Origin of the sequence: Streptomyces venezuelae, from assembly GCF_008642315.1 — a bacterium.
Classification (GTDB): domain Bacteria; phylum Actinomycetota; class Actinomycetes; order Streptomycetales; family Streptomycetaceae; genus Streptomyces; species Streptomyces venezuelae_D.
The window spans coordinates 1701984-1727107 of the sequence record NZ_CP029192.1 but is presented as its reverse complement, the minus strand read 5'-3'; the positions used below and the strand labels follow the sequence as shown (position 1 = coordinate 1727107).

The window sequence follows — 25124 nt, the reverse complement described above, 5'->3', positions numbered from 1 at the left end:
CCCGTCAGTCGAACGGGACGGCGTCCGCCGCGTTGGCGTGCCAGTTCGTGCTCTTCGGCTTGTCGATCAGCGTCGGGCTGGGGAGGCGGACGTCGGTGGCGCTCGCCTCGTCACCGGAGACGGCGATGGCCATCCAGTCGAACTCCGCGCCGAAGTCGCCGTTGGTCGACTTGGGGTTGATGCCCGCGTACGCGGCCTTGGAGCCCGAGACCTTGACGGTGTCGGTGATGGCCTGCTCGACGGGCGTGACCTGCCGGTCGGGGTGGGAGCCGAAGCCGGCGGAGGGGAACGTGCCCTCCAGGTAGCAGGTGATGCCCGGCTTGGCCTTGGCCGTCACGAGCAGGTAGCCGCCGGCCTGCGTCTTCTCGGTGACCTTGAAGGTGAGGTCGTTGGTCCCGCAGAGCTGCTCGACGGGGGCCTTGGACTGCCCGCCGACGGCGAGGGCGGTACCGGCGGCGGTGGTGGCGAGGGCCGCGGCGGCCACGGCGGTCAGGACCAGACGGGCGGGGCGGGCGGCGAGACGCGAACGCATCGGGAACTCCATGGGTGCGGTGAGTGGTTCGTCCGGCGGGCCGCTCGGACGATCCACAGCCTGGGCCGTGACCCGTCCCGGCCGCCAGCACCCACCGGCGATACGGGACGCCGGAACGCTGAAACGGCCGCTGACCAGCGCAAAGACCGTCACCCTGGAACGAGTGACTGGAACGTCTCAGACCTCAAGACCTCTCAGACCTCAAGACCTCAAGACCTCCAGGCCTCTCAGACGTCCGCCACGTGCACGCGCTCGCCCTGCTGCCCGTAGATGGCGATGGTCTCCGCGGGGATGTCGTCCCGCGCGTTGCCGATCCAGTGCGGCGTCGCCGTGTCGAACTCCGCCGCCTCACCCGCCGTCAGTTCCGTCCGGGTGTCGGTCAGGACGAGCTGGACCGTCCCGTGGAGGACGTAGAACCACTCCCGGCCGGGGTGCACGTGGAAGCGCGGCGGCGGGAGCTGCGACATCGGCGGGTAGATCACCTTGTACGCGCGCATGCCGCCCGTCTTCACGCCCAGCGGCACGAACGTCAGCCCGTCCTTGCGGAAGGGGCGCAGGTGGACCCGCGGATCGCCGACGGCCGGCGCGGCGACGAGTTCGTCGAGCGGCACAGCGTACGCGCGGGCGAGCGGAAGGAGCTGTTCCAGGGTGGGACGGATGTGCCCGCGTTCGAGCCGCGAGATGGTGCTCGGCGTGAGTCCCGTGCGCTCCGCGAGCGTGGCGAGGGTGAGGCCGAGGGCCTGACGGAAGCCTCTGAGTCGCGGTCCGACGTTCTCCAGTACGGCCTGGTCTTCGGTCACAGCGGTCGGCACCCTTCTGCGGTCACCGGGGACGTGCGGTGTTTGCAAGGCTGCAAAATTCCGTGCGGTTCCGCAAGGGGGCACCTCACGATCGCACCATGACCTTTCCCCGAAGCAGAAGCACACTCCTCGGAGCAGGCGCACTGGCGCTGTCGTTGGCCGTGGGCGGCACGGTCGGATGGGACGCGCCGGACGGAGCGGCGGCGGCGCCCCCGGTCACCACCTCCTCGGACGGCACCACCACCGCAAAGCATGCCGCCTTCGCCGCGACGTTCAAGCACAAGTACGCCGAGGTCCGCGGCGTCCGCATGCACTACGTGACCGGCGGGAAAGGCCCGGCACTCGTCCTCCTCCACGGCTGGCCCCAGACCTGGTACGAGTGGCGGAAGATCATGCCGGCGCTCGCCGAGCACCACACCGTGTACGCGCTCGACCTCCCCGGCCTCGGCGACAGCAAGGGGAGCCCGGAGAGGTTCGACAAGAAGACACTCGCCCGCTACGTCCACGAACTGCTCCGCGACCGCATGGGGCTGGACGACTTCGACCTGGTGGCACACGACCTGGGCGCGGGGGTCGGGGCGCAGTACGCCTCGCGATACCCCCGCGAGGTCAACTCCTACGTCCACATGGACTATCCGCTCCCGGGCCGTGAGCTCCCCGCCGCCCGGTACCGGACGTTCTCCTGGCACATGGCGTTCAACAGCCAGCGCGCGATCCCCGAGAAGCTCGTCGACGACCGCGAGGACGTACGCGCATACATCACGGCGTTCGCCACACAAGTCGCCCACGGCGGCACGGCCTTCGGCGGCACGCGGACGAAGCCGCCCTTCACCAGGGAGGAGACGGACGAGTACGCCCGCACCTACAGCCGTCCCGACGCCCTGCACGCGGGCTTCGAGCTCTACCGGACCCTCGACGAGGACGAGCGCGACAACATCGCGGCCGCCCCCACCGACACCCCCACCCTCCTCCTCACGGCGACCGGTTCCCTCGCCGCGACCCGGCCGACCCTGACGCCGATGCTGCGCAACGTCACGCGGGCGGCCGAGATCCCGAAGTCCGGGCACTGGCTGGCCGAGGAGAACCCGCAGGCCGTGACCCGCGAGATCCTCGCGTTCACCGGCCGGTGACCGCTGACTCGTCAGGGTCGGGTCAATAGACCTCTTCCACCCACTCCGGGTGGTCGATGAACGGGTTCCTGTTGTGCTGGAACTTGTCGAAGATGACCTGGTTGCGGTTCTTCTCGAACGCGTCCGGCGGGTCCTCGTCGCTCCACTTCTTCAGGACGGAGAGGCGGCCGATGGCGGGCGCGCTGCCGTTGTCCACCTTGTCGTTGGGCTCCAGGTCGGGGAAGCCGCTCTCGCCGTCGTAGCGGACCGCCATGTAGAGGATCATGCGGGCCACATCGCCCTTGACCGCGTCGCGGGGCTCGAAGGAGTCGCCGTCGGTGAGGTTGCCGGGGGCACCCTCGACCGCGCTGCCGCCGTTGTCGAAGTCCTTGTTGCCACGGATGCTGTTGACCGTGACGTCCTCGGGGCGCAGGTGGTGGACGTCGGTGCCGGGACCGGTCGCCGTGCCGAAGTCGCCGTGGGACTTCGCCCAGACGTGCTCACGGTTCCAGTCGCCCTGGTCGCCGCCGCTGCTGCTCTTGCTCCGCGAGGTGCCGGAGTAGAGCAGGATGACGTTCGAGCTGTTGGCCGGGTCCTCGTCCGTGGTCTTGAGGGCGTCCCAGACCTGGTCGTACGAGAGCTTGGTCTGCTCGCTGACGATCGTGTGCAGCGCAGACTTCAGCTCGGGGCCTGTCTTCCCGAGCGCGTCCTTGTAGTACGTGTCGTCATAGGTGCCGACGGCCGCGGTGACCGGGGCGTTGGTGGGGGTGGGGGTGGCCGTGGCGGTGGCCGGCACGGTGATGCCGGCGAGGACCGCGGCCGCGGTCAGGGCCAGGGGTTTCCAGCGGCGTACGCGCGGGATGGGCATGTGGGGGTGTGTCCTTTCCCGATGGCCTCGCGCGCCGCCCGCCCGAACCGACGAGCGTGCGGTCTACGCGAGTTGACTACTCAACCATCGGGAGAGTGGCACGGATGTGCGTACGACCGTGTGAACGTGTCGGGGTGGTTGGGTGACGATGTCATGTACACGAGATCTAGAGGCCCATCACCGTCGCGTCCGTCGCCAGCGCCCGGAAGTACTCGCGCGGATCCGCCACGAGCCGCCGCTCCTTGAGGTCGAGCAGCCCCCCTACGGAGGAAATCGTCGCGGCGACCGTCCCGTCCGCCTTCGTGATCGTCTGCTCGACGCCGAACGTCTTGCGCTCGCCCCACACGAACGCGCAGCTCACCGACGCCTCGTCACCCGCGAGGAGTTCGCGCCGGTAGCGCACCGTGGTCTCAAGGACCACCGGGCCCACGCCCTTGTCCAGCAGGTCGGTCTGCGCGATGCCCGCCGCGCGCAGCAGGGACCAGCGCGCGTGCTCGGCGTACTGGAGGTACACGGCCTGGTTGAGGTGGCCCTGGGTGTCCGTCTCGTATCCACGGACGCCGACGCTCACGGAGTAGGGCTCTGTCACGGTGTTCCCTTCGGTGGACCGGCCTTCTGGGTGCTGCCCGGTGCGTTCAACCTGTAGGTGGCGCAGGGCATTCCGGGAGTCGGCCGCCCTGAGAAGGCACGGGCCCCCACCGCTCACACCCGCCGGGGCGACGCCAGCACATAGCGTCCGCCGCCGCGCCGCTCCGTGTGCTCACTGGTCTGCCATCCGGCCCGCTCCAGGGCCGTCGCGCACGCCCGTATCCCCTCCGCCGTCGGTTCGCGGACGGCGACGGCCTCCGGCTGCGGGGTGGGGGACACCCGATAGCCCTCGCGGTCCGGACCGGCCGGGCCGCAGCCCGCCGCCTCAAGGGCCAGCGCCGCCGCCTGCACCAGGTGCGTGCGCTCCCACGCGCAAGGGCGGTCCCGCGTGCCGTCCGGATTCGTCATGCGGCGCAGCTCGACCAGGCCCTCCCAGGCGCTGCGGACCTCACGCGCGCGGGCGGGGCCCTCCGCGCCGGTCGGCTCCGTCTCCGTGCCGGTGCGTGCGGCGAAGACACCGGAGGACGCGGGGGCCGGGGGCGACGGCTCCGGCGGGGGCGGCGCGGGGGCGGCACCCTCGTCCCGTACCCGATGGCCCGCCGAGGTCAGGAAATACGCGTGCGGCGGCCGGGGGTGGCGGAAGGCGAGGCGCGCCCGCACCAGGGCCGTCAGCTGGGCCTCGCTGCCGGACAGCCGGCCCGTGCCCGGATCCGCGGCCTCGACGATCCGTCGCTGAGCCGCTGTCAAAGGCTTCACCGCACGCACCCCTTCCCCGGGCCGGTTCCGTCGACGAGTTACGTCAACCGGTACCGATGGTGCCCTGTGCCACTGACATCAGGAGGCCAGCGACATCAGGAGGCCACTGACATCAGGAGTTCGAGGACCCGGCGGTCCTCGTCGGCGCCCGCCCGCTCCCCGGGGCTCCCGGGATACGTGTCCAGCAGGACGTCCGTCGCGCCCAGACCGGCCAACGTCTCCAGGTCGCCGCGGATCTGGTCGACGCTGCCGTGCCCGAGCGGCCGCTCCGCGGTGTCCTGCCGCTCCCCGACGCTGATCTGCAAGCGCGGTGCCAGGTCCGGCACGGGACGGCCCGCGGCCTCGGCCTCCGCGGCGATGCGCGGGAGCGCCTCGTCGAGCAGCGCACGGCTCGGCATGAACGGGTGCCAGCCCTCGCCGAGGCGGGCGGCACGGCGCTGCGCGGCGGGGGAGTTGCCGCCGACCCAGACCGGCAGCGGGCTGCTCGCGGGGGCCGGCGCGGTGCGGACCCCGTCGTACGAGACGTACTTCCCGCGGAACGACGTCGGGTCCTCGCGCCACGCGGCGCGGATCGCCGTCAGATACTCGTCGGTGATCGCGCCGCGCTCGCGGAAGGGGACGCCGAGCACCTCGTACTCGGCGGCGGACCAGCCCACCCCGGTGCCCAGGATGAACCCGGCGTCGTTCAACTGGTCGATGTTGGCGGCCATGCGGGCGGTCTGGAGCGGGTGCCGGTACGGGACGACGGTGATGGTCGTCCCGAGCCGCAGCCCCGGCACCCGGCCCGCGAGGTACGCGGCGAGCACGAACTGGTCGTAGAACGGCGCCGGATAGACCTCGTGGACGTCGGGCGTCACCGCTATGTGGTCGGAGATCATCGCGAACTCGAACCCGAGATCGCGGGCGTCGGTCGCCTGCCGGAGCAGGGAGTCGGGGGTCGTGCCTGAGCCGAAGTTGAGGAGGTTGATGCCGTATCGCATGACCGAAGTCTTGATGATCACGTCGACGTGTGTCGAATGCCGTCACTTCAGCAGTTCGGGGCGGAGGTTCCAGCTCGCCACCACGTGCCGCCGGTGCTCCGTGGAGAGCCGGCTCACCGTGCCGGTGGCGAGCAGGAACATCGAGCCGCCCGACGCGGGCAGGCCCAGACGGCGGGCGGTCAGGACACGCAGGAAGTGGCTGTGGGCGAAGAGGACGACGCTGCCCTCGTTGTTCGCGAGCGCCGCGTCGACCTTGGCCAGCATGCGGTCGGCACGGTCGCCCACCTGCTCCGGGCTCTCGCCGGGGTGCTCCGGAGGGCCGGGCGCCACACCGTCGGTGAAGAGGTACCAGTCGGGACGGGTGCGGTGGATGTCGAAGGTCGTGATGCCCTCGTACGCCCCGTAGTCCCATTCGCTCAGGTCCGGGTCGACCCGCGCGTTCGCGAAACCGGCGAGCTCCGCGGTCTCCCGCGCGCGCTGCCGGGGGCTGACGAACGCCGCGCCGATCCGGAACCGCCCGATCAGCGGGGCGAGCGAGCGGGCCTGCTCCCTGCCGTTGTCCGTGAGGGGGATGTCCGTGTAGCCGGTGTGCTGCCCGGACAGGGACCACTCCGTCTCGCCGTGCCGGACGAGGAGCAGATCACCCATGATCGTGCCGTTCCTGTTCTCCCGGTGGTGGCGGGCCGTCCGGCACCGCCACCACCGAGCCTGCCACGCCCCCCCGGGGCCCGCGCCCGGCGGGGACCCGGCAGGCGGGCGCGCGAACGGCGTGCTACATGCCCTGCGGCACCCGCGCGGGCCGCCCCGACCCGCGCGTCAGCGCGTAGCCGCCGACGCCCGCCAGCGCCGCGAGGACACCGCCCGCCGCCGTCCAGAGCCAGCGGGACGACCACCAGCCGTCCGACCAGCCGTCCTCCGGCTCGACGGCGGCGGCGGTCCGCAGCCCGTCCGAGCCCGCGCCCGGCACCAGCGGCTCCCCGAGCGAGCCGTCGACGGCCTGCGCGCCGCCCGCGTCGGTCGCGGTGACCTTCGCCTCGGCCCGCACCGGAAGACCCAGGTCGTCCGCCTTGAGGTCGGTGACCGTGAGCCGCAGGTAGTACGTGCCGGGCAGCGGGTCGTTCGCCCACTGCTCCGACCAGGCCCTGACGGTCCGCAGCGAGCAGGACAGCGACACCGACGATTCGTCCCGCGCCGCCGTCTTCGCGGGCGTGCCGAGGCGGCAGGCCTGGCGGCGCCGAAGCCCGTCGTACACGTCGACCCGCCAGGTGGACGCGGCGTGCCGGGCGGCCGCGTCGGGCAGCTTCACCGTCGCGTGCACGGTGGCGCGCTGCCCGGCGTCCACGGGGAACGCCCAGTACAGGTAGTCACCCGTGGACGCCTCCGCCGACGCCTCCTGGTCGATGCGGAGCGCGGTGGCGGTACGGAAGGACGTGCCCGCCTCCGTCACCTTCTCGGGGGTGTCGTCGTCCGCCGCGGCGGACCCGGCCGCCCCGGTCAGCGCCAGCAGGGCGGCGCCGGTCGTCACGGCGAAGCGCCGCACCACACGTGTCGTACGCATCAGTTGGTCCTCCAGACCGCGAAGCGCCAGCGCGAGACCCAGCCCCAGACCAGACCGGCGAGGAAGCCGACCAGGACGAGCACACCGAGCAGCCACCAGCCGTGGCCGAGCCCGAAGAAGGCGACGTCGGACGCGTCGTCGGGGGAGTCGACCAGGTCGACGGCGAGCTCCACGGGCAGGCCCGGCGACGTCTTCACCGAAGCGGGCGCGGAGAAGGAGTTGCTGACGCGCAGACAGACGGTTTCGCTCGCGCCGTACTTGGCGTCCTCGTCGTCATCGTCTGCCTCGGGCCGCGGATGGCGCAGGCCCGTCGAGATGACGTCGGTGCGCCCGTCGCCGGACTCCTGGCCGCGCACGATCTCACGGCCGCCCTGCGTCTCGGCGCGCAGCAGCACGCCGTAGTCCTGGTTGACCGCCCGGTCGGCGGCGACGCTCACCGAGGCGCGCAGCTCCTTGCCCGCGGGGACGTCCACGCGGTACCAGCGGTGCTCGCCGAACTTCTCGCGGTCCGTGTAGAGACCGGACTTCAGCTCGGGCGCGTCGGTGCACTGCGCGGCGCCCTTCGCCTCCACGGGCGTGACGACCGGGTCGGCCGCGCGGTCCACCAACTGCTTGACACGGCCCGACAGTTCATCGGTGTGCCGGACGGAGGTGTACGTGCCGCCGGTGGCCTCCGCGATGCAGCTCAGCTGGTCGCGGGTCTTGGCGTCGGGAACCAGGCCCAGCGTGTCGATGGTGAGGTGGATGCCCTTGGCGGAGATGTCGCGGGCGACCACGCACGGGTCGAGCGGCTGGCAGGTGTCCTCGCCGTCGGAGATCAGCACGATGCGGCGGCTGCGCTCGGCGTCGTCGTCCTTCGTCAGGTCGTCGGCGGCCTTGAGGAGCGTCGGGCCGATCGGGGTCCAGCCGGTCGGCGCGAGCGTCGCCACGGCGGTCTTCGCGTCGGTGCGGCCCGCCTTGTCGAGCTGCTCCACGGGGTAGAGCAGCTCGGTGTCCTTGCAGCCCGTCTTGCGGTCGTCCCCGCGGTAGTTGGCGCCCAGGGTGCGGATGCCGAGGGCGACCTCGTCCGGGGTCGCGTCCAGGACCTCGTTGAAGGCCTGCTTCGCGGCGGCCATGCGGGACTTGCCGTCGATGTCGCGGGCGCGCATGGAGCCGCTGACGTCGAGGACGAGTTCGACCTTCGGGTTGGGCCGTGCCGGTTCGTCGTCGTCATCGGCGGCGGCGGGGCCTGCCGTGACGAGCCCGGCGGTCAGGGCGGCGAGCAGGGCGATGGCCCAGGCCGCCGGCCGTTGTCTTGTGATCATCGCCGGATACTATTGATCAACGGTGCGCATCCCCAAAACGGCGTCAGTTCTTCAGCACACGGCCCCCGAACGCACCGGACCCGTCGGCCCGCTTCCACCACGCCTCCATCGCGGCCTGGTCCATCGCCCGCCAGTCCGGCGTCGCCTGGACGAACGCGCCGCCGAGCCGCCGCCCCAGGTCCACCATCGCGCGCCCGGAGACCGTGCGGTCGGTGTCGTACGTGTCCAGGGCGTCGTCCCAGGTGTCCGCCGTGGCGAGGGCGGACTCCAGGACCGTCGCGTCCTGGAGCGCCTTGACCGCCCCGGCGCCGGTGTGCGGGCGGGCCACCGCCGCCGCGTCGCCGACCAGCAGGACGCGGTCCGCCGTGCAGCGCGGCGCCGTGAAGTCGTACATGGGCTGGAGGAAGAGCTCGTCGGGCGCCGTCTCGCGCAGCAGCGCGCCCCAGTAGGGCGGCAGGAGCTCGTCGGCCACGAAACCGAGGTGGGCGGAGAGCGCGTCGGTGAGGCCGCCGGGCGGCAGGCTCGTGGGGCCGGTGAGCCGCAGGTCGAGGCCGAGCCCGAGGTCGAGGCCGGGAGGCGGCGCGGTGTACAGGACCCAGTTGACGCAGCGGCCGCCCGCGCCGTCCGGGATGCGGTAGATGATCACGTGACCGCCCGGGAAGACGGCGTACACGCAGTCGTCGTCGGCCCACGGCTCCGGATCGCGCAGCCGGGCCTCGGGGAAGGCGCCGCGCCAGGCGAGGTAGCCCGCGTAGGCGGGGCGTACGTCTCCGAAGCGGGCGGCGCGCACGGCGGACCGGTAGCCGTCGGCGCCGATCACCAGGTCGTGGCGGGAGCTGTCCGTGTCCGTGGTCACCTCGACGCCGTCGGGGCCGGGACGCACGTGCCGCACCGGGGACCCGGCACGGAAGTCCACGCCCGCCGGGACGCGGCCGCGCAACTCGCGCCACAGAGGACCCCAGTTGTACGTGCGGAAGGGGAACGGCATCACGGCGATCTCGCGGCCCACCGGGGTGCCGGACGCGTCGTCCCGCACGTACCAGCGCCGCCGCACGAGCTGCACCCACGGCATGCCCGCGTCCAGGTACCCGGCCGACGCCAGCTCGGCGTAGCGGGAGTCGTGCACGGCGAGTCCCACCCCGCGGTCCGCGAGGTCCCCGGCGGCCCGTTCGTACACGGTGATCTCGTCCGCGCCGCCGCGGTGCGCGGCCAGGGCCGCGGCGCATCCGGCGATGCTGCCGCCGACGACGGCGACCTTGCCTCCACGCATCATGGCGCCATCCTGGCAGCCGCGGTGACCGCCTGTCAGCGCAGAGACACCCCGCGCCCGGCGAAGAACGGCTCGAACGCGTCGGCGGTGAGCGCCGCCGTGCGGGTCGCCGCGTCGATGCCGGACGGATTGTGGAAGTGCAGGCCGCCGTCGGGCGTGCGCGCGGTGAGCAGGACCAGGTGGCCGCCCCTGCCGGGCGAGGGGAGGTGCGGGCGGCGGATCTCGAAGTGCACCGAGGCGATGACCTGCCGCCCCTCGTCGAGGAGCGCGCCGATCTCGTCGACGGAGAGATGCCGGTGGACCTCGGCGTCGACGCCGAACGCGTCGCGGGCGTATGCGGCGAACGGGGCGTAGATCATGCCCTTGATGACGTTGTCCACGTCCGTGTACGCGCCGTGCTTGAGCGCGCCGTCCCGCAGCTCGAACAGGGGCGGCGCGGAAGGGCCGAGGGCCATCCGGAAGCACGTCAGGCCGCACAGGTGCCCGCACCAGCGCGCGTAGTCGTCGAGGGTGGCGGCGCCCGAGGTGCGCCAGGCCGGGTCGGCGGCGCGGTCGAAGCCCTCGTACACGATGGGCGCGACGAGGTCGGGCGAGGCGAACTGGGTGAGGACGGGCTGTCCGCAGTCGGCGCAGGGCGGCACGGTGCTCCTGGGGGTCGGCGCCGTGGGAGGCGTCACTGACTCGAGTGGCTTCACTGGCGGTAGCCGCTCAGGAAGCGGCCGATGCGGCTGATCGCCGCGTCCAGGTCGTCAGCGTACGGAAGCGTGAGGATGCGGAAGTGGTCGGGGCGGGCCCAGTTGAAGCCCGTGCCCTGGACGACCTGGATCTTCTCCTGGAGGAGGAGGTCGAGCACGAACTTCTCGTCGTCGTGGATCGGGTGGACCTTCGGGTCCAGACGCGGGAACGCGTACAGGGCGCCCTTCGGCTTCACGCACGAGACGCCGGGGATCTCGTTCAGCTTCTCCCAGGCCTTGTCGCGCTGCTCGTGCAACCGGCCGCCCGGCGCGGTGAGTTCACGGATGGACTGGCGGCCGCCGAGTGCGGCCTGGATGGCGTACTGCGCGGGGGCGTTCGGGCACAGCCGCATGGAGGCGAGCATCGTCAGCCCCTCCAGATAGCTCTTGGCGTGCTGCTGCGGCCCGGTGACGACCAGCCACCCGGACCGGAAACCGGCCACCCTGTACGTCTTCGAAAGACCGCAGAAGGTGAGGACGACGAGGTCGGGGGCGAGGGCGGCGACACTGTGGTGCACGGCGTCGTCGTACAGGATCTGGTCGTAGATCTCGTCGGCGAAGACCATCAGGCCGTGCCGGCGCGCCAGGTCGAGGATGCCCTCCAGGATCTCCTTCGGATAGACCGCGCCGGTGGGGTTGTTCGGGTTGATGATCACGACGGCTTTGGTGCGGTCGGTGATCTTCGAGGCCATGTCGTCGAGGTCGGGGTACCAGTCGGCGGACTCGTCGCACACGTAGTGGACGGCCTTGCCCCCGGAGAGGGTCGTCACGGCGGTCCACAGGGGGAAGTCGGGGGCGGGGATGAGGACTTCGTCGCCGTCCTCCAGGAGGGCCTGCACCGCCATCGTGACCAGCTCGGACACACCGTTGCCGAGAAAGACGTCGTCTACGGAGACGTCGTCCAGGCCGAGCGCCTGATACCGCTGGGCGACCGCGCGGCGGGCGGAGAGGATGCCGCGCGAGTCCGTGTAGCCGTGCGCCTGGGGGAGCATCCGGATCATGTCCTGGACGATCTCCTCGGGCGCCTCGAAGCCGAAGAGCGCGGGGTTGCCGGTGTTGAGGCGCAGGACGCTGTGGCCCGCCTCCTCCAGTGCGTTGGCGTGCTCGATCACGGGGCCCCGGATCTCGTAACAGACCTCGCTGAGCTTGCTCGACTGCCGGAACTCCATGCGCTGCGCCTCCCATGACGTGTGCCGCTGACGTGTCCCACTCGGTGTTGCTTGGTTTTACCAAGTCCCCGCTTGGAAAGTCCAACAACTTGCATAGACTATGCCGCATGCCACCTCAGCCGCCCCGGCCGAACGCCACCGCCCGGCCCCGCCGAAGCTACGACCAGTACTGCGCCGCAGCCCGTGGCCTCGACGCCGTGGGCGACCGCTGGACCCTGCTGATCGTCCGGGAGCTGCTCGCGGGCCCGCGTCGCTACACCGACCTGCACGCCGACCTGCCCGGCGTCAGCACGGACGTCCTGGCGTCGCGCCTGAAGGACATGGAGCAGCATGGCATCGGCACCCGCCGCAAGCTGCCCCCGCCCGCGGCGGCGTACGTCTACGAACTCACGGACAGGGGGCGCGAGTTGCTCCCGGTCCTCCGGGCCCTCGCCGCCTGGGGCGCCCCCGCTCTCGCGGAGCGCAGGCCCACGGACGCGGTGCGGGCGCACTGGTTCGCGCTGCCGCTCCTGGAGGCCTTGTCGGCGCTGGACGCCGAAGGGGTCCTTGAGGTGCGGCTCGACGAGGGCGTGTTCCACGTACGGACGGGAGGGGGTGTCGAGGCGTACGGCGAGGGGGAGGCGCCTGAGGAGCCCGACGCCCGCATCGTCCTGGACGCCGTGACATGCGCGGCCGTCGCCCGGGGTGAACTCGCACTCGGCGAGGGCGTACGGGAAGGCCGGATCGAGCTCACGGGCGAGAGCGTCCTGGCGAAGGCCCTGCGCGAGGCCTGACGCCAAGGAAATCCGGTTACGTTCCTAGGACCCTTAGGTTTAACCTAAGGGCCCTAGGAACGACTGGAGGGGTGTCCATGGTGAGGGCCGGACTGACGGCGGAGCGCGTGACGATCGCCGGCGCCGAGCTGGCGGACGAGGCCGGACTCGACCGGCTGACCATGTCCCAGGTGGCGCGGCGGCTCGGCGTGAAGGACGCGAGTCTCTACGCGCACGTCCGCGGCCTGGAGGACCTGCGGGGACGCATCGCGCTCCTGGCGGCGGACGAGAAGACGATCCGCATCGCGGAGGCGACGGCGGGCCGGTCCGGCAAGGACGCACTCTTCGCGTACGCGGACGCCTGGCGGGACTACGCCCGCCGGCACCCCGGCCGCTACACGGCCACGCAGACCCCGATCGAGATCGACCCCGCGCTGGCCGCGGACGCGCCGGGCCCGCGGCGCGCGGTCGAGCTGACGTACGGCATGCTGCGCGCCTACGGCCTGGCCGAACCCGACCTGACCGACGCGGTCCGCCTGCTGCGCAGCACCTTCCACGGGTTCGTCGCGCTGGAAGCGGCGGGCGGCTTCGCGCACAAGCGCCCGGCACAGGACTCCTGGAACCGCGCACTCGACGCCCTGCACACCCTCCTCGAACACTGGCCCTCGTCCGAGAGGGAAAAGGGAGAAAAGAAGGCATGACCGAGCCCACCGTCAAAACCCTGCGCGTGAACGGCGCGACCCTGCACTACGAAGTCCGGGGCCGGGGTCCGCTCCTGCTGCTCATCCCGGGAGGAACGGGCGGCGCGGCCTCCCTGGCCTCCGTGGCGACCGACCTGGCCGACTCCCGCACGGTGGTCACGTACGACCCCCGAGGGATGGCCGGCAGCACGCTGGACGACCCGGAGGCCGAGCAGCGGGTGGAGGAGCACGCCGAGGACGCGCTCCGGCTGCTCGACCTGCTCTCGCCGGAAGCGCCCGCCCTGGTGTTCGGCTCCAGCTCGGGAGCGATCGCCGCCCTGCACCTGCTCCTGGCCCACCCGGACCGCGTGCGCCGCGTCGTGGTGCACGAACCACCGGTGGTGGAGGTCCTCCCGGACGCCGCGACGCACCGCGCGCTGCTCGCGCGGGTCCAGGAGACACTCCGCGACCAGGGGCTGATGCCGGCGATGGCCGTGTTCGCCGCGGGCCTGCGCGAGGACGGCGACACGACCGCGCCCCCGACGGAACTCCCGCCGCAGGCGGCGGAACGGGCCGAGCAGACCCTGGGCGGCCTGCCGTACTTCATCCGGCGCATCGTGCCCGCGTTCATGTCCTACGCACCCGACATCGCCCGGCTCGACACCCTGTCGGACCGGCTCGTACTCGCCTGCGGCGAGGACTCCCGCGGTGAACTCCCGTACCGCCCCGCGGCGTTCCTCGCCGAACGCCTCGGCACGGAACTCCGGCACTTCCCCGGCGGACACATCGGTCTGACCACCCACCCGTCCGAGTTCGCGGAACACCTCCGCAAGGCGTTGCACGTCTAGGGCCGCGCCTTCCACGGCCACCACGCCGCCCGGCCGATGTCGCGGACCAGCGCCGGTACCAGCAGGGACCGTACGACCAGGGTGTCCAGCAGGACGCCGAACGCGACGATGAACGCGATCTGCACCAGGAAGGCCAGCGGGATGACGCCCAGGGCGGCGAACGTGGCCGCGAGGACGACGCCCGCGGAGGTGATGACGCCGCCCGTCGCGGTCAGCCCGCGCAGGACACCCTGCCGGGTGCCGTGGCGGGCGGACTCCTCCCGGACCCGGGACATGAGGAAGATGTTGTAGTCCACGCCGAGTGCGACGAGGAAGACGAAGCCGTACAGCGGCACCGAGGAATCCGTGCCGCTGAAGCCCAGCACGTGCTGGAACACGAGAGCGGACACCCCGAGGGTCGCGACGAAGTTCAGGGCCACCGTGGCGACCAGGAGCAGCGGCAGCAGGAGCGACCGCAGCAGGCCGACCAGGATCACCAGGATGATGGCCAGGACCACCGGCACGATGAGGGTGCGGTCGTGCTCCGCCGTCCGCTGGGTGTCGTACTGCTGAGCGGTGTAGCCGCCGACGAGGCTGCCGGACCCGCCCGCACGGTGCACCGCGTCGCGCAGCCGCACCACGGCCCGCTTCGCGGCGTCGCTGTCCGCGGCGTCCTCGAGCGTGACGTCGATGCGCGCCCGCCCCTGGACGACGCGGGGCCCGCCGTCTCCCGGACGGCCGGAAGCGGTCACCGCGGAGGCGCCGGCCACGCCCTCGGTGCGCTTCGCCGCCGCGGTGACGGCGGCCAGGCGGTCCGCGTCGGTGATCACGACGGCCGGGTTGCCCGAGCCGCCGGGGAAGTGGCGGCTCAGCGTCTCCTGGGCGGCGACGGAGGGCGCGTCGTCGACGAAGATCTCGTCCAGCGGGACGCCCTTGGCGGTGAGGGTCGGGGCGAACGCGGCGCACACGCACAGTGCGGCCAGTGTGCCCGCCCAGACCTTGCGCGGCGCCCGGTCCACGAGGGCGGCGACCTTCCCCCAGATCCCGTTCCCCTCGCCCGACGGGTCCGGCGATGTGCGGGGCTTGGCAGGCCAGTACGCGGCGCGTCCCAGCAGCAGCAGCGCCGCGGGCAGGAAGCTCAGCGCGCTCAGTACGGCGCACGCGATGCCGATCGCGCCGACCGGGCCGAGTGCGCGGTTGTTCGTCAGATCGCTGAGCAGCAGCGCCAGCAGACCGAGCGCGACCGTCGCGCCGCTGGCGAGGATCGGGCCGAACGAACGGCGCAGCGCCGCGCGCATGGCCTTCGTCCTGTCGCGGGTACGGGTGAGTTCCTCCCGGAAGCGGGCGGTGAGCAGCAGTGCGTAGTCCGTCGCGGCGCCGATGACGAGGATCGACAGGATGCCCTGCACCTGCCCGTCCACGCGGACCACGTCGTGGTCGGCGAGCGCGTAGACGATCGCGCAGGCAAGCCCCAGGGCGAACACGGCGCCGACGATGATGACGAAGGGGAGCAGCACGCTGCGGTAGACGAGCAGCAGGATCAGCAGCACGGTGGCCAGGGCGACGCCCAGCAGGATTCCGTCGATGCCCGCGAAGGCGTCGGACAGATCGGCCTGACTGGCCGCGGGACCCGCCAGCTCCACGGTCGTGCCCGGCACCTGCGCCGCGCGCTGCTCGATCCGCTCCAGGACCTGGGGCAACCGGTCGCCCAGGTCGGGCCGGAGCGGAACGACGCCTTGCAGGGCCCGGCCGTCCTCGGCGGGCAGTGCGGGCGAGACGCGCCCCGCGACCCCGGGCGAGCCGTCGAGCGAGCGCAACGCGCGGGTGGCGGCCTCCTTCTGCGACGCCTCCAGGCGGCCCGACGGCGCGGCGGAGTCGGCCGTCCACACGACGATCGCGGGCACGGACTCGTCCTGGTCGAAGGCGCGCTGTGCGTCGATGACCCGCGTCGATTCGGCGTTCCGCGGCAGGAAGGCGGCCTGGTCGTTGGTGGCGACCTCGCCCAGTTTCCCGGCGTAGGGCCCCAGCGCGGCACCGACGCCCAGCCAGACCACGAGCAGGACGACGGGCAGGAGCCAGCGGGGGAGGCGTGGACCTGTGGGGGGCATGGTGGTGCTCCTAGACCTCAAGGTACCTCAACGAAAAACAATCTCAATGATTGAATCAAATGGGGTTCGGGCGGAATCAGACACCTGCCCCGGGCTGTCCTTCCTAGTCGGCCAGTTCCTCGTTGAGCGCGGTCAGGAAACGCATGACGACGGCCAGTTCCTCGGTGCTGAAACGGCCGCGCGCACTCTCGGTGGCCACCGCCAGCGGCTGGAAGAAGGCCCGCGCCGCGGCTCGGGCGCTCGCCTCGTAGTGCAGGTGGACGACCCGGCGGTCCCGGCTCTCCCGCGACCGCCGGATGTGCCCGGCCCGCTCCAGCCGGTCCAGACAGGCCGTCACGGCGCCGGACGTCAGGCCCAGGTGCGCCCTGAGCCGTCCCGGAGTCATCGGTTCCGGTGAGTCGAGGATGGCGCCCAGGGCCTGGACATCGGTGGCGTGCAGCTCGTGACCCGCGGCGAACGCGTGCACCAGCCGGTTGATCTCGCCGTTCATGCGACGCAACTGCACCGCGAACGAGACCAGGTCCGTCGCCGCGCTGCTGTCAGGTGCTGGATCTTTCATGGACGCCACGCGAGAAGCCTATAGAGCCGCCCGCGGACGCCCTTCGGAGGGAGCGGTGACTTTCCGCGCTCGCGGCGGTCATACCTTCGTCGAGACCCCGTGAACCGGGGTACCTCATGGACAGGCGGTATCAGTGATGGACAAGCAGTTCACCGCGACCCTGCGGAAGAGCCCGGCCGTCGGCGGCTGGACGTACGTCGTGTGGCCCGAATCGGCCGAGTTCTTCGGCACCCGGGGCCTGGTGAAGGTCCGGGGCACGATCGACGGCCATCCGTTCCGGAGCTCGTTCATGGCTCTGGGAGACGGCACGCACAAGCTGCCGGTGAAGGCGGAGGTGCGCAAGGCGATCGGCAAGGAGGAGGGAGACACGGTGACCGTCCACCTGGAGGAGCGGCTGAACGCCTGACGCCCGCCGTCCGGGCGACGCCCAGGACGCCCACGTATCGCGGGCGTATCGAAAAACGCATACGCCCCCGCAACGCCCCCACCACTTGAGTGGAGCCACGGCTTGAGTGGAGCCACGGACCGCCCCCGCACTGTCGGACGGCCGGTCCGTCGACCAGGAGGGGGCGTGACATGGGATCGGATTCCGTACGGGGCGTGGGGCGGCGGCGGTTGCTCGGATGGGGCGGATGGGGCGGGCTCGCGGTGGTGGGAGGCGCGCAGTCAGCGGGTGCCCGAACCGCCCACGCCGCTGCGGCGGCAACCGGTCCCCGAGCGATCCCCCGGGACACACGACCGGGCGGAGCCTACGACCGATACCTGGCGAAGCTCGCCGCCGAGGACAGGTTCTCCGGCGTCGTGCTGCTGTCGCACCGGGGCCGGACGGTGCTGTCCCGCAGCTACGGAATGGCGGACAAGGAGAAGGGGATCCGCAACCACGAGGGCACCGCGTTCAACCTCTCATCGGCCGGCAAGCCGTTCGGCGCGGTGGCCGTCCTGCAACTGGCGCAGCGGGGAAGGCTGAGACTCTCGGACACGGTGGGCACCCATCTGACGGGATTCCCCGAGTCGATCGCCGACAAGGTGACCATCCACCACCTGCTCTCCGGCATCTCCGGGCTCGACACCCCGGAGGAGGACCTGCAACGCGTCTTCCGGAGCAGGGAGGAGGTGCGGGAGTTCTACGAGAAGTGGGCCCGGCAGGCGAAACCGGTCGGCCCGCCCGGCACGCCCACCGACCACGCGGGCGCCGAGGTCGCCATCCCGGCGCTGATCGTGGAGGCGGTGACCGGCATGACGTACTGGGACTACGTGGAGGAGCACATCTTCAAGCGCTGCGGCATGACCGGCACGGCGTTCTTCACCAGGCCGCAGTGGCTCACCGACCCGCACATCGCGCACTCGTACATGCGCCAGGCCGACGGCAGCCGCGTGGACGCCGTCCGCAACCTGGACAAGGGCAGCCCGGACCCGCTCCAGCTGGGCAAGAACCCGGCCCGCAGCTACATCGACTTCCCCGGGGACGGCGGCTTCGCCACCGCACCCGACCTGGTCCGCTTCGCGCACGCGCTCGGCGACGGCACGGTACTCGACCGGCCCTACGCCGAACTCCTCACCGCCGCGAAGATCCCCCTCGCCCCGCAGGGAGGCGGCGGCCTCCGGGCGCACCGGACCACCCCCGCCGACGCGGCCTTCACGACATACATGATGCCGGTGAGCCTGATCGACGGTCAGTGGCTCAACGGCCGCGCGGGCGTCAACCCCGGCAGCCTCGCCAGCTGGAACATCTACCCGGACAGCGGGTGGGTCGGCGTCGTCCTCGGCAATCACGACGACGCCCCGTTCCAGGAGATCATCGAGCAGGAGATGAACGCGGTCCTCGGCAAAACCTGATCGTGCCCGCACCGGCCCCCGGCATACAGTGGCCGGTGTGCTGCGTGAAGTGACTGCTGTCCGGTATGTGAATCCGCTGCGGACCGGCGGGTCCGTGCCCGGTGTCGTCGAGGCCGACGACCTGGGGACGTACGTCGTCAAATTCACCGGATCCGCCCAGGGCCGCAAGGCGCTCGTCGCCGAGATCATCGTCGGCGAGCTCGCGCGCCGCCTCGGGCTGCGCTTCCCCGAGCTCGTCCTGGTCCACTTCGACCCGGCGGTCGGCGCCGACGAACCGCACCAGGAGGTCCAGGACCTGCTGCACGCGAGTGCCGGGCTCAACCTCGGGATGGACCTGCTGCCGGGCGCCGCGGACTTCACACCGGAGGCCATCGACGTCGACCCGCTGGAGGCCGGCAAAGTCGTCTGGCTCGACGCCCTCACCGCGAACGTCGACCGCACGGTGCACAGTTCGAACCTGATGATCTGGCCCACGTTCGGCGTGCACGAGCCGAAGCTGTGGCTCATCGACCACGGTGCCGCGCTCGTCTTCCACCACCGCTGGGGCGCCTCCGCCCCGGACAAGGAGTACGACTTCCGGCACCACGCCCTCGGGTCGTACGGCCCGGACATGGCCGCCGCCGACGCCGACCTGGCGCCCCTCGTCACCGAGGAGGCCCTCCGCGAGATCGTCGCCCTCGTCCCCGGCGCGTGGCTCGCCGACGAGCCGGGCTTCGACTCGCCTGACGCGGTCCGCGAGGCGTACGTCGAGCACCTCCTGGCGCGTGCCCGCGCCTCGGCGGTCTGGCTGCCCACGTGCTTCCCCTCCCGCGACGAACTCGCAGCCGCCGACGCACGGCGCGCAGCCGCCACCGAGAAGGGCCGGCCCGCCTGGCTGAAGCGCGTCCCCGATCTGCACGGGAAGCCCGCGGCCCAGCAGGACTGGTCGACCCATCTCGGTTGATCACAGCTCCGACAGGAGCCGGTCTCAGCTCTTCGGCATCAGGACCGTGTCGATGATGTGCACGTCGGCGTTGGCCGTCTTGACGTTGCCGCAGACGACGTTCGCCGAGTCGTTCACCTTGTACGACTCTCCCGAACCGGACGTCGTGAGCTTCGACTTCTCCAGCGTCTCGTAGGAGCCGCTCTTCAGGTCCTCGGGCGCCAGCCGCTGGCCCACCACGTGGTACGTGAGGATCTTGGTGAGCTGCGCCTTGTCGTTGAGGACCTTGTCCAGGTCGGCCTTGGGGATCTTCGCGAAGGCGTCGTTCGTCGGGGCGAAGACGGTGATGTCCTTGGCGTTGTTCAACGTGTCGACCAGGCCGGCCTTCTTGACGGCGGTCACCAGCGTGGACAGGGCCGGGTTGTTCGACGCGGCCGTGGCCACGGGGTCCTTCGCCATGCCGTCGAAGCTGCCCTTGCCGTCCTTCGGCACGGACGAACAGGCGGGCCCGAACGGCTCCGACATGGATCCCATGTCATCGGAGGGGCTCTGGGTCGCCTTGTCCTCGGCGGCCGACGACTTGGCGGTGTCCGAGGACGCGGAGGTGTCCTTGCCGTCGTCGGAGCAGGCCGTCAGGGCGAGGGGGAGAAAGGCGGCCGAGACGACGGCGACGGCGGCGCGACGGACACGGCGGGGGGTGGTGTTCATGACTTCTCCAAGAGGGTGAGTGAGCTGGTGTACCGGGGGAGTGACGCGGGTCAGATGACGGTGATCACCACCGAATGCCGACCGCTCGCCCCGTCGGGGATCGTGCGGGTTCGTTCCGCCGTCTGGACGGCACCCGTACGGTCGGTCGCCCGCACCGTCAGGGTGTGACCGCCCGGAGCGGCCTGCCAGGGAAAGGACCACTGACGCCAGGTGTCCCGGGTGTCCTCGGCGGCCAGGTCGGCCGTCCGCCACGGGCCGTCGTCGACGCGCACCTCGACCTTGTCGATGCCGCGGTGCTGCGCCCACGCCACGCCGGCGACCATCACGGTGCCCGCCTTCGGCCTGGCGAACGGCTTGGGGGTGTCGATCCGGGACTGGGTCTTGACGGGAGCCTTGGCGGCCCAGTCGCGCCGTACCCAGTAGGGGTCGTACGCGTCGAACGTCGTCAGCTCGATGTCCTCGATCCACTTGCAGGCGGAGACGTAGCCGTACAGCCCGGGCACCACCATGCGGACGGGGAACCCGTGCTCGAACGGCAGCGGTTCACCGTTCATGCCGAGCGCGAGGAGCGCGTCGCGGCCGTCCATCACGTCGTCCACGGGCGTGCCGATGGTCATGCCGTCCACGGACCGCGCGACCAGCTGGTCCGCGGGGCCGCCCCGGGCCGGCGGCTCGACCCCGCACTCGGCGAGCACGTCCGCGAGGCGTACGCCGATCCAGCGGGCGTTGCCCACGTAGGGGCCGCCGACCTCGTTGGACACGCAGGTCAACGTGATGTCCCGCTCGACCAGTTCACGCCGCAGCAGGTCCTGGAACGACACGGTCGTCTCGCGCGCGACACCCTTGCCGTGGATGCGCAGCCGCCAGGCGTCCGCGTCAACCTTGGGCACCACGAGGGCGGTGTCCACCCGGTAGAAGTCCTTCGAGGACGTGACGAAGGGGCTGATGCCCGGCACGCGCAGCCGCGCGCCCCTGGGGACGGCGGAGGCCGGCGAGGCCGGAGCGGGCAGGACGATGCCGTCGCGCGAGGCGATGGCGTCCTTGCCGCGCGAGGCGTTGAACGACCTGCCCAGCGCGCCGACGCCCGCCGACGCGGCGGCGGCCGCGGTGGTGGCGACCAGGAACCCGCGCCGGTCCCACCCCCCGGCCTCCGCATCCCCCGCTACGCCTTCGGGTACCTGGGCGAGACGCCCGGCGAGCCCGTACAGCAGCGCCGCCCCGGCCACGGCACCCACCAGGGAGGGCAGCGCGTCCACCGGCCCGGACGCATCCGGCCGGGAGACGGCGGCGAGAGCACCGACCACACCGAAGAGGAGCACACCCGCCGCCCCGATCCGGCGGTGGCGCAGGGCGACGAGTCCCAGCGCGAGGGCGAGGAGCGCCAGCACCACCACGATGCCGGACTGCAGAACGAGCTTGTCGTCGGTGCCGAACTCCCGGATCGCCCAGTCCTTGACGGACGCGGGCGTACGGTCGATCGCCGCGCCGCCGACCGCGACGACCGGCCCGGCCTCGGGACGCACCGCGGCGGACAGCAGCTCGGCCACCGCGAGGGCGGCGAACCCGGCCAGTAGCCCGCTCAGGGCACCGGCCGCGGCACGTGCCAGGTCGAAGCGCGATCCGGAACCGTTCCGTTCTGTCTTCACACCCGGTATCCGAGGCCGACGGCCGTGCGGATTGGTCGATTCCCCGTCGGTTCCGAGGAATCACGGATGCGCACGGTCAGGTGGGCAGCTCCATCAGCGCCACGGGCGAGGAGGTCGGCTCGTCCGAACCGCCCGCGGGCTCCACGGTGATGCCCATGCCGGTCGCCTTGCCGATCCCGCCCCGCATCAGGACGGTCGCCGCGGTGCGGTCGGGGTCCATCAGTCCGGCCGAGCGCATGGAACCACTGTCGTCGAACCAGAGTTGGTAGACCTTGCCCTTGGGGGGCGGTGCCATGCCGGCCGCGATGAACACGGCCTTGTCGAGGCTCTTGGACGCGACGACCGTGCCCCTGGCCCCGTCCGTGAGTCCGCCGGTACGGGTTTTCGCGTCCGGGGCGGCGAGCACGGCGGCGAGCTCCTGCGACCGCCGGCTGCTCTGCTCCCGCGCTTGCCGCGCCTGATCGCGTGCGTCCTCGGCTTGCTGGTGCTGCCAGACCGCGGTGCCGCCGAGGCCGACGGCGGCGGCGACGCAGGCGGCGAGGGCCCAGCGGTATACCCCGCGCGTGCGGCGCGGCGCGGGGCCGGGGACCGCCGCGGTTTCGCGCCGTACCTCGGGAACGTCCTGGCGGACGGTGCCGATGCGCCGAAGCACCTCGTCCTTGAGGGCGGGCCGGGGCGTGACGGCGGAGGCGAGGGCCAGGCGGGCGACGGTCGCGGTCAGCTCCCGCACCTCCTGGTCGCAGGAGGGGCAGAGCGCGAGGTGCTCCTCGAACCGGGCGCGTTCCGCGTCGTCGAGGGCGTCGGCGGCGTAGGCGCCGGTCAGGGTGTGCAGGTCGGCCGCGCTGTTCATGCGCTCACCCCCAGGCAGTCGCGCAGCCGGATGAGTCCGTCGCGCAGGCGGGTCTTGACGGTGCCCAAGGGGAGGGCGAGGAGCTCGGCGACCTGGCGGTAGGTCAGGCCGCGGTAGTACGCGAGGGTCACGGACTGGCGCTGGACCTCGGTGAGGGCGCGCAGACACCGGCGCACCTGCTCGCGCTCCAGATGCGCCTCGACCTCCTCGCTGACCTCGTCGAACGCGGGGGTGCTCGCGAGCTGCGCCGCCTTGCGGTCGCGGGCGGCGGCCGCCTCCACGGAGCGGACCCGGTCCACCGCGCGCCGGTGGGCGAGCGTGAGGACCCAGGTCATCGCGGTGCCGCGGTCGGCCCGGTACCGGGGCGCGGTGCGCCACACCTCGACCAGGACGTCCTGCGTGACCTCCTCGGACTGGGCGTGGTCGCGCAGCACGCCGCGCACGACCCCGAGAACGGGGCCCGCCACGGCGTCGTAGACCCCGGTGAACGCCTGCTGATCACCGCGGGCGACCCGGGCGAGCAACTCCTGCAGATCGGGCCCGGGCGCCGACCTGGCCCCGATGCGGACGACTTCATTCACGCGCAGACCCTCCAGGGCGCAGACCGACGTACACCTCTGATACGTAGCCGTTGGCGCCCCGGATTGGTCAACCGCCACGCGAACCGCGCCGGGTTCCTCAGCCCAGCCGAATTGCGTGCGGGGCCAGCGCCTCTCCGGGGTCGCGGCCAGGCGATCGAGGAGGCGCTGGTCTCGGCGGTGTGTGGATGGAGCTGTCAGCGCCTCAGGAGGTTGATTCGTCGCCAATGGCGCGAAGCACATCGGACAGCCAGACGAATCCGTACCCCACGACACGATCAGGGTCGGAGAGCATGTCTTCCAGGTGGCCCCACGACTCAGAAATCATACCGATCGTGAGGTCTTCGGGCTGGCTGTAGATTTCGTAAGCCCGATCCGGGGGAACGGACCAGAACGCCTCTTTGTTGATTTCCAGCACCTGTTCCCCGGAGTGAATTTTCTCCAAAAGTAGGCAGAGTACGTCTTTAAGCTTGTCTGCGGGGATCGCTACCACTAGCAAACACTCCTGTTAATTTTCGCAATATTGTCGTGGAAGGTTTGTATTTCCTTCCTCAAATGCCGTGTGCGCCCGTCAATGATTCGCTGACGAACCTCTTCGGTCGGTGCGTTTTTCAGGAAACCCTTGTTGTCGTAAGCATCCGGGTCCGCGAGGTAGTCGCGAACCTCGATTACCGTCGGCCGAGCCCGCCGCATCCCCACCCACGCCCTCACCGACTTCATCCGCACCCGCCTCGAACAGGAGGCCGCCGTCTGATGACCACAGCCCGCCCCACTTCGTCCGCCGCTCCCGCACCCGTGCGGACGGAGACGGAACCGTCTACCAGCGCAAGGACAACAGCAGGGAAGCCGCCTTATGTGTCCTCGTCCCCGGCAACGCCCGCAGGCGCGTCCGCGTCAACGGCACGACCAGGAAGGAGGCCCTGGCGAAGCTCACGGAGCAGATTGCCGCCAGCAACCGCGGCCTGCCGGTCGCAGCGCCCGGCAGTACCGTGAGCGCCTACCTCACGTACTGGCCCAACGGCGTCGCCGTTCACCACCTTCGGTAGAACGCCCACACCCGCTACGCCGCCTCCATCCGCCTCCACCTCACCCCCGGCCTCGGCGCCAAGAAGCTCGCCCTGCGCACCGGACTGCGCAAGGGCGAACTCCTCGGCCTCCACTGGGAAGACCTCGACCTCGACAGCGGCACCGCAACTGTCCACCGCTCCCTCCAGCGCACCCGCAGCCAGGGCCTGACCGTACTGAAGACCAGAACCTTCGCCTCTGAACGCCGCATCGTCCTCTCCACCGAATGCATCAACTCCCTCAAGATGCACCAGGAATGGCAGTGGGAGGATCGTCAGGCGGCCGGACCGGGCTGGGCGGACACCGGGCTCGTCTTCACCGCCTCGAAGGGCAGGCCGCTCGCCCCATCAACCTCACCCGCCGCTTCCGCTACGCGGCCGGGCTCCGGACGAACCGCTTCCACGATCTCCGCCACTCGACGGCCACGCTGCTCCTGGAACAGGGCGTAGGCCCGTCGTCATCGAGGAACTCCTCGACCACGCCCACATTGGTGTCACCGCCGACGTCTACGCCCACGTCCGATTCCGCCTCCAGCGCCGGGCCATCGACCCCTCGGCGACGCCCTCAACCCGACCGACACCCCCGACGACCCACCCGCCGCAGCCGTCGTCCGCTGACGTTGCTGTCAAACGGAGTGAGGCCCTCCCTGAATTCTCGGGAGGGCCTCATTTCGATGACTACTAGATTTCAGTCATCCATTCCCAGTCGCCGGGCCTGGCGCGCAGCTGTGCGAACCCTTGCTCCAGGCAGTCATTGAGGCTCGAAGATTCGGCACGGATAAACCCCTGCTCACCTAGCCCCGACCCGGACATCACCAACGTCCAAGGCTCTCCACCTTCCGTCATTCTCTCATCATCCACCTTGAGGATGACAGTGACGCCAGAGCGGCCCAACTTGTCCATAAGCTGCTCGATATCCATCACTT

At 71.4% G+C, this 25124-nt stretch carries 28 protein-coding genes and 1 pseudogene; 9 read left to right on the top strand and 20 right to left on the bottom strand.

The features are described 5' to 3' along the window. Positions 1–4: 4 nt before the first annotated feature. Together DEJ48_RS07245 and DEJ48_RS07240 are read right to left on the bottom strand one after the other, a co-directional pair. Positions 5–532: a DUF4232 domain-containing protein gene (locus DEJ48_RS07245; protein WP_150215379.1), complete on the bottom strand. Its 528-nt coding sequence runs from the start codon at positions 530–532 to the stop codon at positions 5–7. A 227-nt stretch (positions 533–759) separates the two neighbouring features. Then, on the bottom strand, positions 760–1332 hold the full coding sequence (locus tag DEJ48_RS07240) for a helix-turn-helix domain-containing protein (protein ID WP_150215378.1): 573 nt from the start codon (positions 1330–1332) through the stop codon (positions 760–762). Between the two features lie 98 nt (positions 1333–1430). Here DEJ48_RS07240 and DEJ48_RS07235 point away from each other — a divergent pair, with 98 nt between their 5' ends. Then, on the top strand, positions 1431–2462 hold the full coding sequence (locus DEJ48_RS07235) for an alpha/beta fold hydrolase (RefSeq protein WP_190537246.1): 1032 nt from the start codon (positions 1431–1433) through the stop codon (positions 2460–2462). A gap of 22 nt (positions 2463–2484) precedes the next feature. On the opposite strand, the gene DEJ48_RS07230 is transcribed toward DEJ48_RS07235, so the two are convergent. The 10 genes from DEJ48_RS07230 to DEJ48_RS07185 form a co-directional block, all read right to left on the bottom strand. Continuing rightward, positions 2485–3309 carry an endonuclease I family protein gene (locus tag DEJ48_RS07230; RefSeq protein ID WP_150215377.1) on the bottom strand — a complete coding sequence of 275 codons (825 nt, stop codon included), beginning with the start codon at positions 3307–3309 and terminating at the stop codon, positions 2485–2487. A gap of 166 nt (positions 3310–3475) precedes the next feature. Beyond that, positions 3476–3898, bottom strand: coding sequence for an acyl-CoA thioesterase (locus tag DEJ48_RS07225; protein ID WP_150215376.1), 423 nt, complete (start codon positions 3896–3898; stop codon positions 3476–3478). A gap of 113 nt (positions 3899–4011) precedes the next feature. Continuing rightward, positions 4012–4653 carry a hypothetical protein gene (locus DEJ48_RS07220; protein ID WP_223831939.1) on the bottom strand — a complete coding sequence of 214 codons (642 nt, stop codon included), beginning with the start codon at positions 4651–4653 and terminating at the stop codon, positions 4012–4014. 95 nt (positions 4654–4748) lie between these two features. Next, positions 4749–5654, bottom strand: coding sequence for a TIGR03619 family F420-dependent LLM class oxidoreductase (locus DEJ48_RS07215; protein WP_223831938.1), 906 nt, complete (start codon positions 5652–5654; stop codon positions 4749–4751). Between the two features lie 21 nt (positions 5655–5675). After that, complete coding sequence (locus DEJ48_RS07210; RefSeq protein WP_150215374.1) at positions 5676–6281, bottom strand: histidine phosphatase family protein; 606 nt, start codon at positions 6279–6281, stop codon at positions 5676–5678. Between the two features lie 124 nt (positions 6282–6405). Then, on the bottom strand, positions 6406–7191 hold the full coding sequence (locus DEJ48_RS07205) for a hypothetical protein (RefSeq protein ID WP_150215373.1): 786 nt from the start codon (positions 7189–7191) through the stop codon (positions 6406–6408). Further along, a complete protein-coding gene (locus DEJ48_RS07200; RefSeq protein ID WP_150215372.1) occupies positions 7191–8495 on the bottom strand; it encodes a VWA domain-containing protein in 1305 nt (434 codons plus the stop codon). Before DEJ48_RS07200 ends, DEJ48_RS07205 begins: the two co-directional genes overlap by 1 nt. A 43-nt stretch (positions 8496–8538) precedes the next feature. Continuing rightward, the gene (locus tag DEJ48_RS07195) at positions 8539–9765 is read right to left on the bottom strand and encodes an FAD-dependent monooxygenase (RefSeq protein ID WP_150221022.1); all 1227 of its coding nucleotides are present in this window, start codon (positions 9763–9765) and stop codon (positions 8539–8541) included. 35 nt (positions 9766–9800) lie between these two features. Continuing rightward, a complete protein-coding gene (locus DEJ48_RS07190; protein ID WP_150215371.1) occupies positions 9801–10406 on the bottom strand; it encodes a peptidase in 606 nt (201 codons plus the stop codon). 50 nt (positions 10407–10456) lie between these two features. Beyond that, positions 10457–11668, bottom strand: coding sequence for a pyridoxal phosphate-dependent aminotransferase (locus tag DEJ48_RS07185; RefSeq protein WP_150215370.1), 1212 nt, complete (start codon positions 11666–11668; stop codon positions 10457–10459). A gap of 107 nt (positions 11669–11775) precedes the next feature. Here DEJ48_RS07185 and DEJ48_RS07180 point away from each other — a divergent pair, with 107 nt between their 5' ends. The 3 genes from DEJ48_RS07180 to DEJ48_RS07170 all read left to right on the top strand — a co-directional run bounded on the left by DEJ48_RS07180 (position 11776) and on the right by DEJ48_RS07170 (position 13948). Continuing rightward, positions 11776–12441: a winged helix-turn-helix transcriptional regulator gene (locus tag DEJ48_RS07180; RefSeq protein WP_150215369.1), complete on the top strand. Its 666-nt coding sequence runs from the start codon at positions 11776–11778 to the stop codon at positions 12439–12441. A gap of 77 nt (positions 12442–12518) precedes the next feature. Continuing rightward, the gene (locus tag DEJ48_RS07175; protein WP_150215368.1) at positions 12519–13121 is read left to right on the top strand and encodes a TetR/AcrR family transcriptional regulator; all 603 of its coding nucleotides are present in this window, start codon (positions 12519–12521) and stop codon (positions 13119–13121) included. After that, positions 13118–13948 carry an alpha/beta fold hydrolase gene (locus tag DEJ48_RS07170; protein WP_150215367.1) on the top strand — a complete coding sequence of 277 codons (831 nt, stop codon included), beginning with the start codon at positions 13118–13120 and terminating at the stop codon, positions 13946–13948. The genes DEJ48_RS07175 and DEJ48_RS07170 overlap by 4 nt, the downstream gene beginning before the upstream one ends. On the opposite strand, the gene DEJ48_RS07165 is transcribed toward DEJ48_RS07170, so the two are convergent. Beyond that, on the bottom strand, positions 13945–16035 hold the full coding sequence (locus tag DEJ48_RS07165; RefSeq protein WP_150215366.1) for an MMPL family transporter: 2091 nt from the start codon (positions 16033–16035) through the stop codon (positions 13945–13947). The genes DEJ48_RS07170 and DEJ48_RS07165 overlap by 4 nt on opposite strands. A gap of 103 nt (positions 16036–16138) precedes the next feature. Then, entirely contained in the window at positions 16139–16594 is a 456-nt protein-coding gene (locus DEJ48_RS07160) for a MarR family winged helix-turn-helix transcriptional regulator (protein ID WP_150221021.1), read from the bottom strand. Between the two features lie 136 nt (positions 16595–16730). Between DEJ48_RS07160 and DEJ48_RS07155 the strand changes: the two genes are divergently transcribed. The 3 genes from DEJ48_RS07155 (at position 16731) to DEJ48_RS07145 (ending at position 19373) form a co-directional block, all read left to right on the top strand. Next, the gene (locus tag DEJ48_RS07155; RefSeq protein ID WP_150215365.1) at positions 16731–17000 is read left to right on the top strand and encodes a DUF1905 domain-containing protein; all 270 of its coding nucleotides are present in this window, start codon (positions 16731–16733) and stop codon (positions 16998–17000) included. Positions 17001–17170: 170 nt separating this feature from the next. Further along, positions 17171–18430 (top strand): serine hydrolase domain-containing protein, encoded by a 1260-nt coding sequence (locus DEJ48_RS07150; RefSeq protein ID WP_150215364.1) that lies wholly within the window; start codon positions 17171–17173, stop codon positions 18428–18430. 37 nt (positions 18431–18467) lie between these two features. Next, a complete protein-coding gene (locus DEJ48_RS07145; RefSeq protein ID WP_150215363.1) occupies positions 18468–19373 on the top strand; it encodes a HipA family kinase in 906 nt (301 codons plus the stop codon). A gap of 24 nt (positions 19374–19397) precedes the next feature. On the opposite strand, the gene DEJ48_RS07140 is transcribed toward DEJ48_RS07145, so the two are convergent. The 5 genes from DEJ48_RS07140 to DEJ48_RS07120 form a co-directional block, all read right to left on the bottom strand. Continuing rightward, complete coding sequence (locus DEJ48_RS07140; RefSeq protein WP_150215362.1) at positions 19398–20060, bottom strand: fasciclin domain-containing protein; 663 nt, start codon at positions 20058–20060, stop codon at positions 19398–19400. Positions 20061–20110: 50 nt separating this feature from the next. After that, positions 20111–21706: a sulfite oxidase gene (locus DEJ48_RS07135; RefSeq protein ID WP_190537244.1), complete on the bottom strand. Its 1596-nt coding sequence runs from the start codon at positions 21704–21706 to the stop codon at positions 20111–20113. A gap of 76 nt (positions 21707–21782) precedes the next feature. Then, positions 21783–22556, bottom strand: a complete 774-nt coding sequence (locus tag DEJ48_RS07130; protein WP_150215360.1) for an anti-sigma factor domain-containing protein — start codon at positions 22554–22556, stop codon at positions 21783–21785. Continuing rightward, positions 22553–23137: a sigma-70 family RNA polymerase sigma factor gene (locus tag DEJ48_RS07125; RefSeq protein ID WP_150215359.1), complete on the bottom strand. Its 585-nt coding sequence runs from the start codon at positions 23135–23137 to the stop codon at positions 22553–22555. The genes DEJ48_RS07130 and DEJ48_RS07125 overlap by 4 nt, the downstream gene beginning before the upstream one ends. A gap of 202 nt (positions 23138–23339) precedes the next feature. Further along, positions 23340–23627 (bottom strand): hypothetical protein, encoded by a 288-nt coding sequence (locus tag DEJ48_RS07120; RefSeq protein ID WP_150215358.1) that lies wholly within the window; start codon positions 23625–23627, stop codon positions 23340–23342. Between the two features lie 171 nt (positions 23628–23798). Between DEJ48_RS07120 and DEJ48_RS40200 the strand changes: the two are divergent. Together DEJ48_RS40200 and DEJ48_RS41035 are read left to right on the top strand one after the other, a co-directional pair. Then, positions 23799–23888, top strand: a pseudogene (locus DEJ48_RS40200) (DNA-binding protein); the annotation flags it as partial. A gap of 319 nt (positions 23889–24207) precedes the next feature. Next, positions 24208–24648, top strand: a complete 441-nt coding sequence (locus DEJ48_RS41035) for a tyrosine-type recombinase/integrase (RefSeq protein ID WP_411757527.1) — start codon at positions 24208–24210, stop codon at positions 24646–24648. A 231-nt stretch (positions 24649–24879) separates the two neighbouring features. Here the strand turns inward: DEJ48_RS41035 and DEJ48_RS07100 are convergent, their stop codons facing one another. Next, positions 24880–25119, bottom strand: a complete 240-nt coding sequence (locus DEJ48_RS07100) for a hypothetical protein (RefSeq protein WP_223831937.1) — start codon at positions 25117–25119, stop codon at positions 24880–24882. Between the last annotated feature and the right edge of the window lie 5 nt (positions 25120–25124).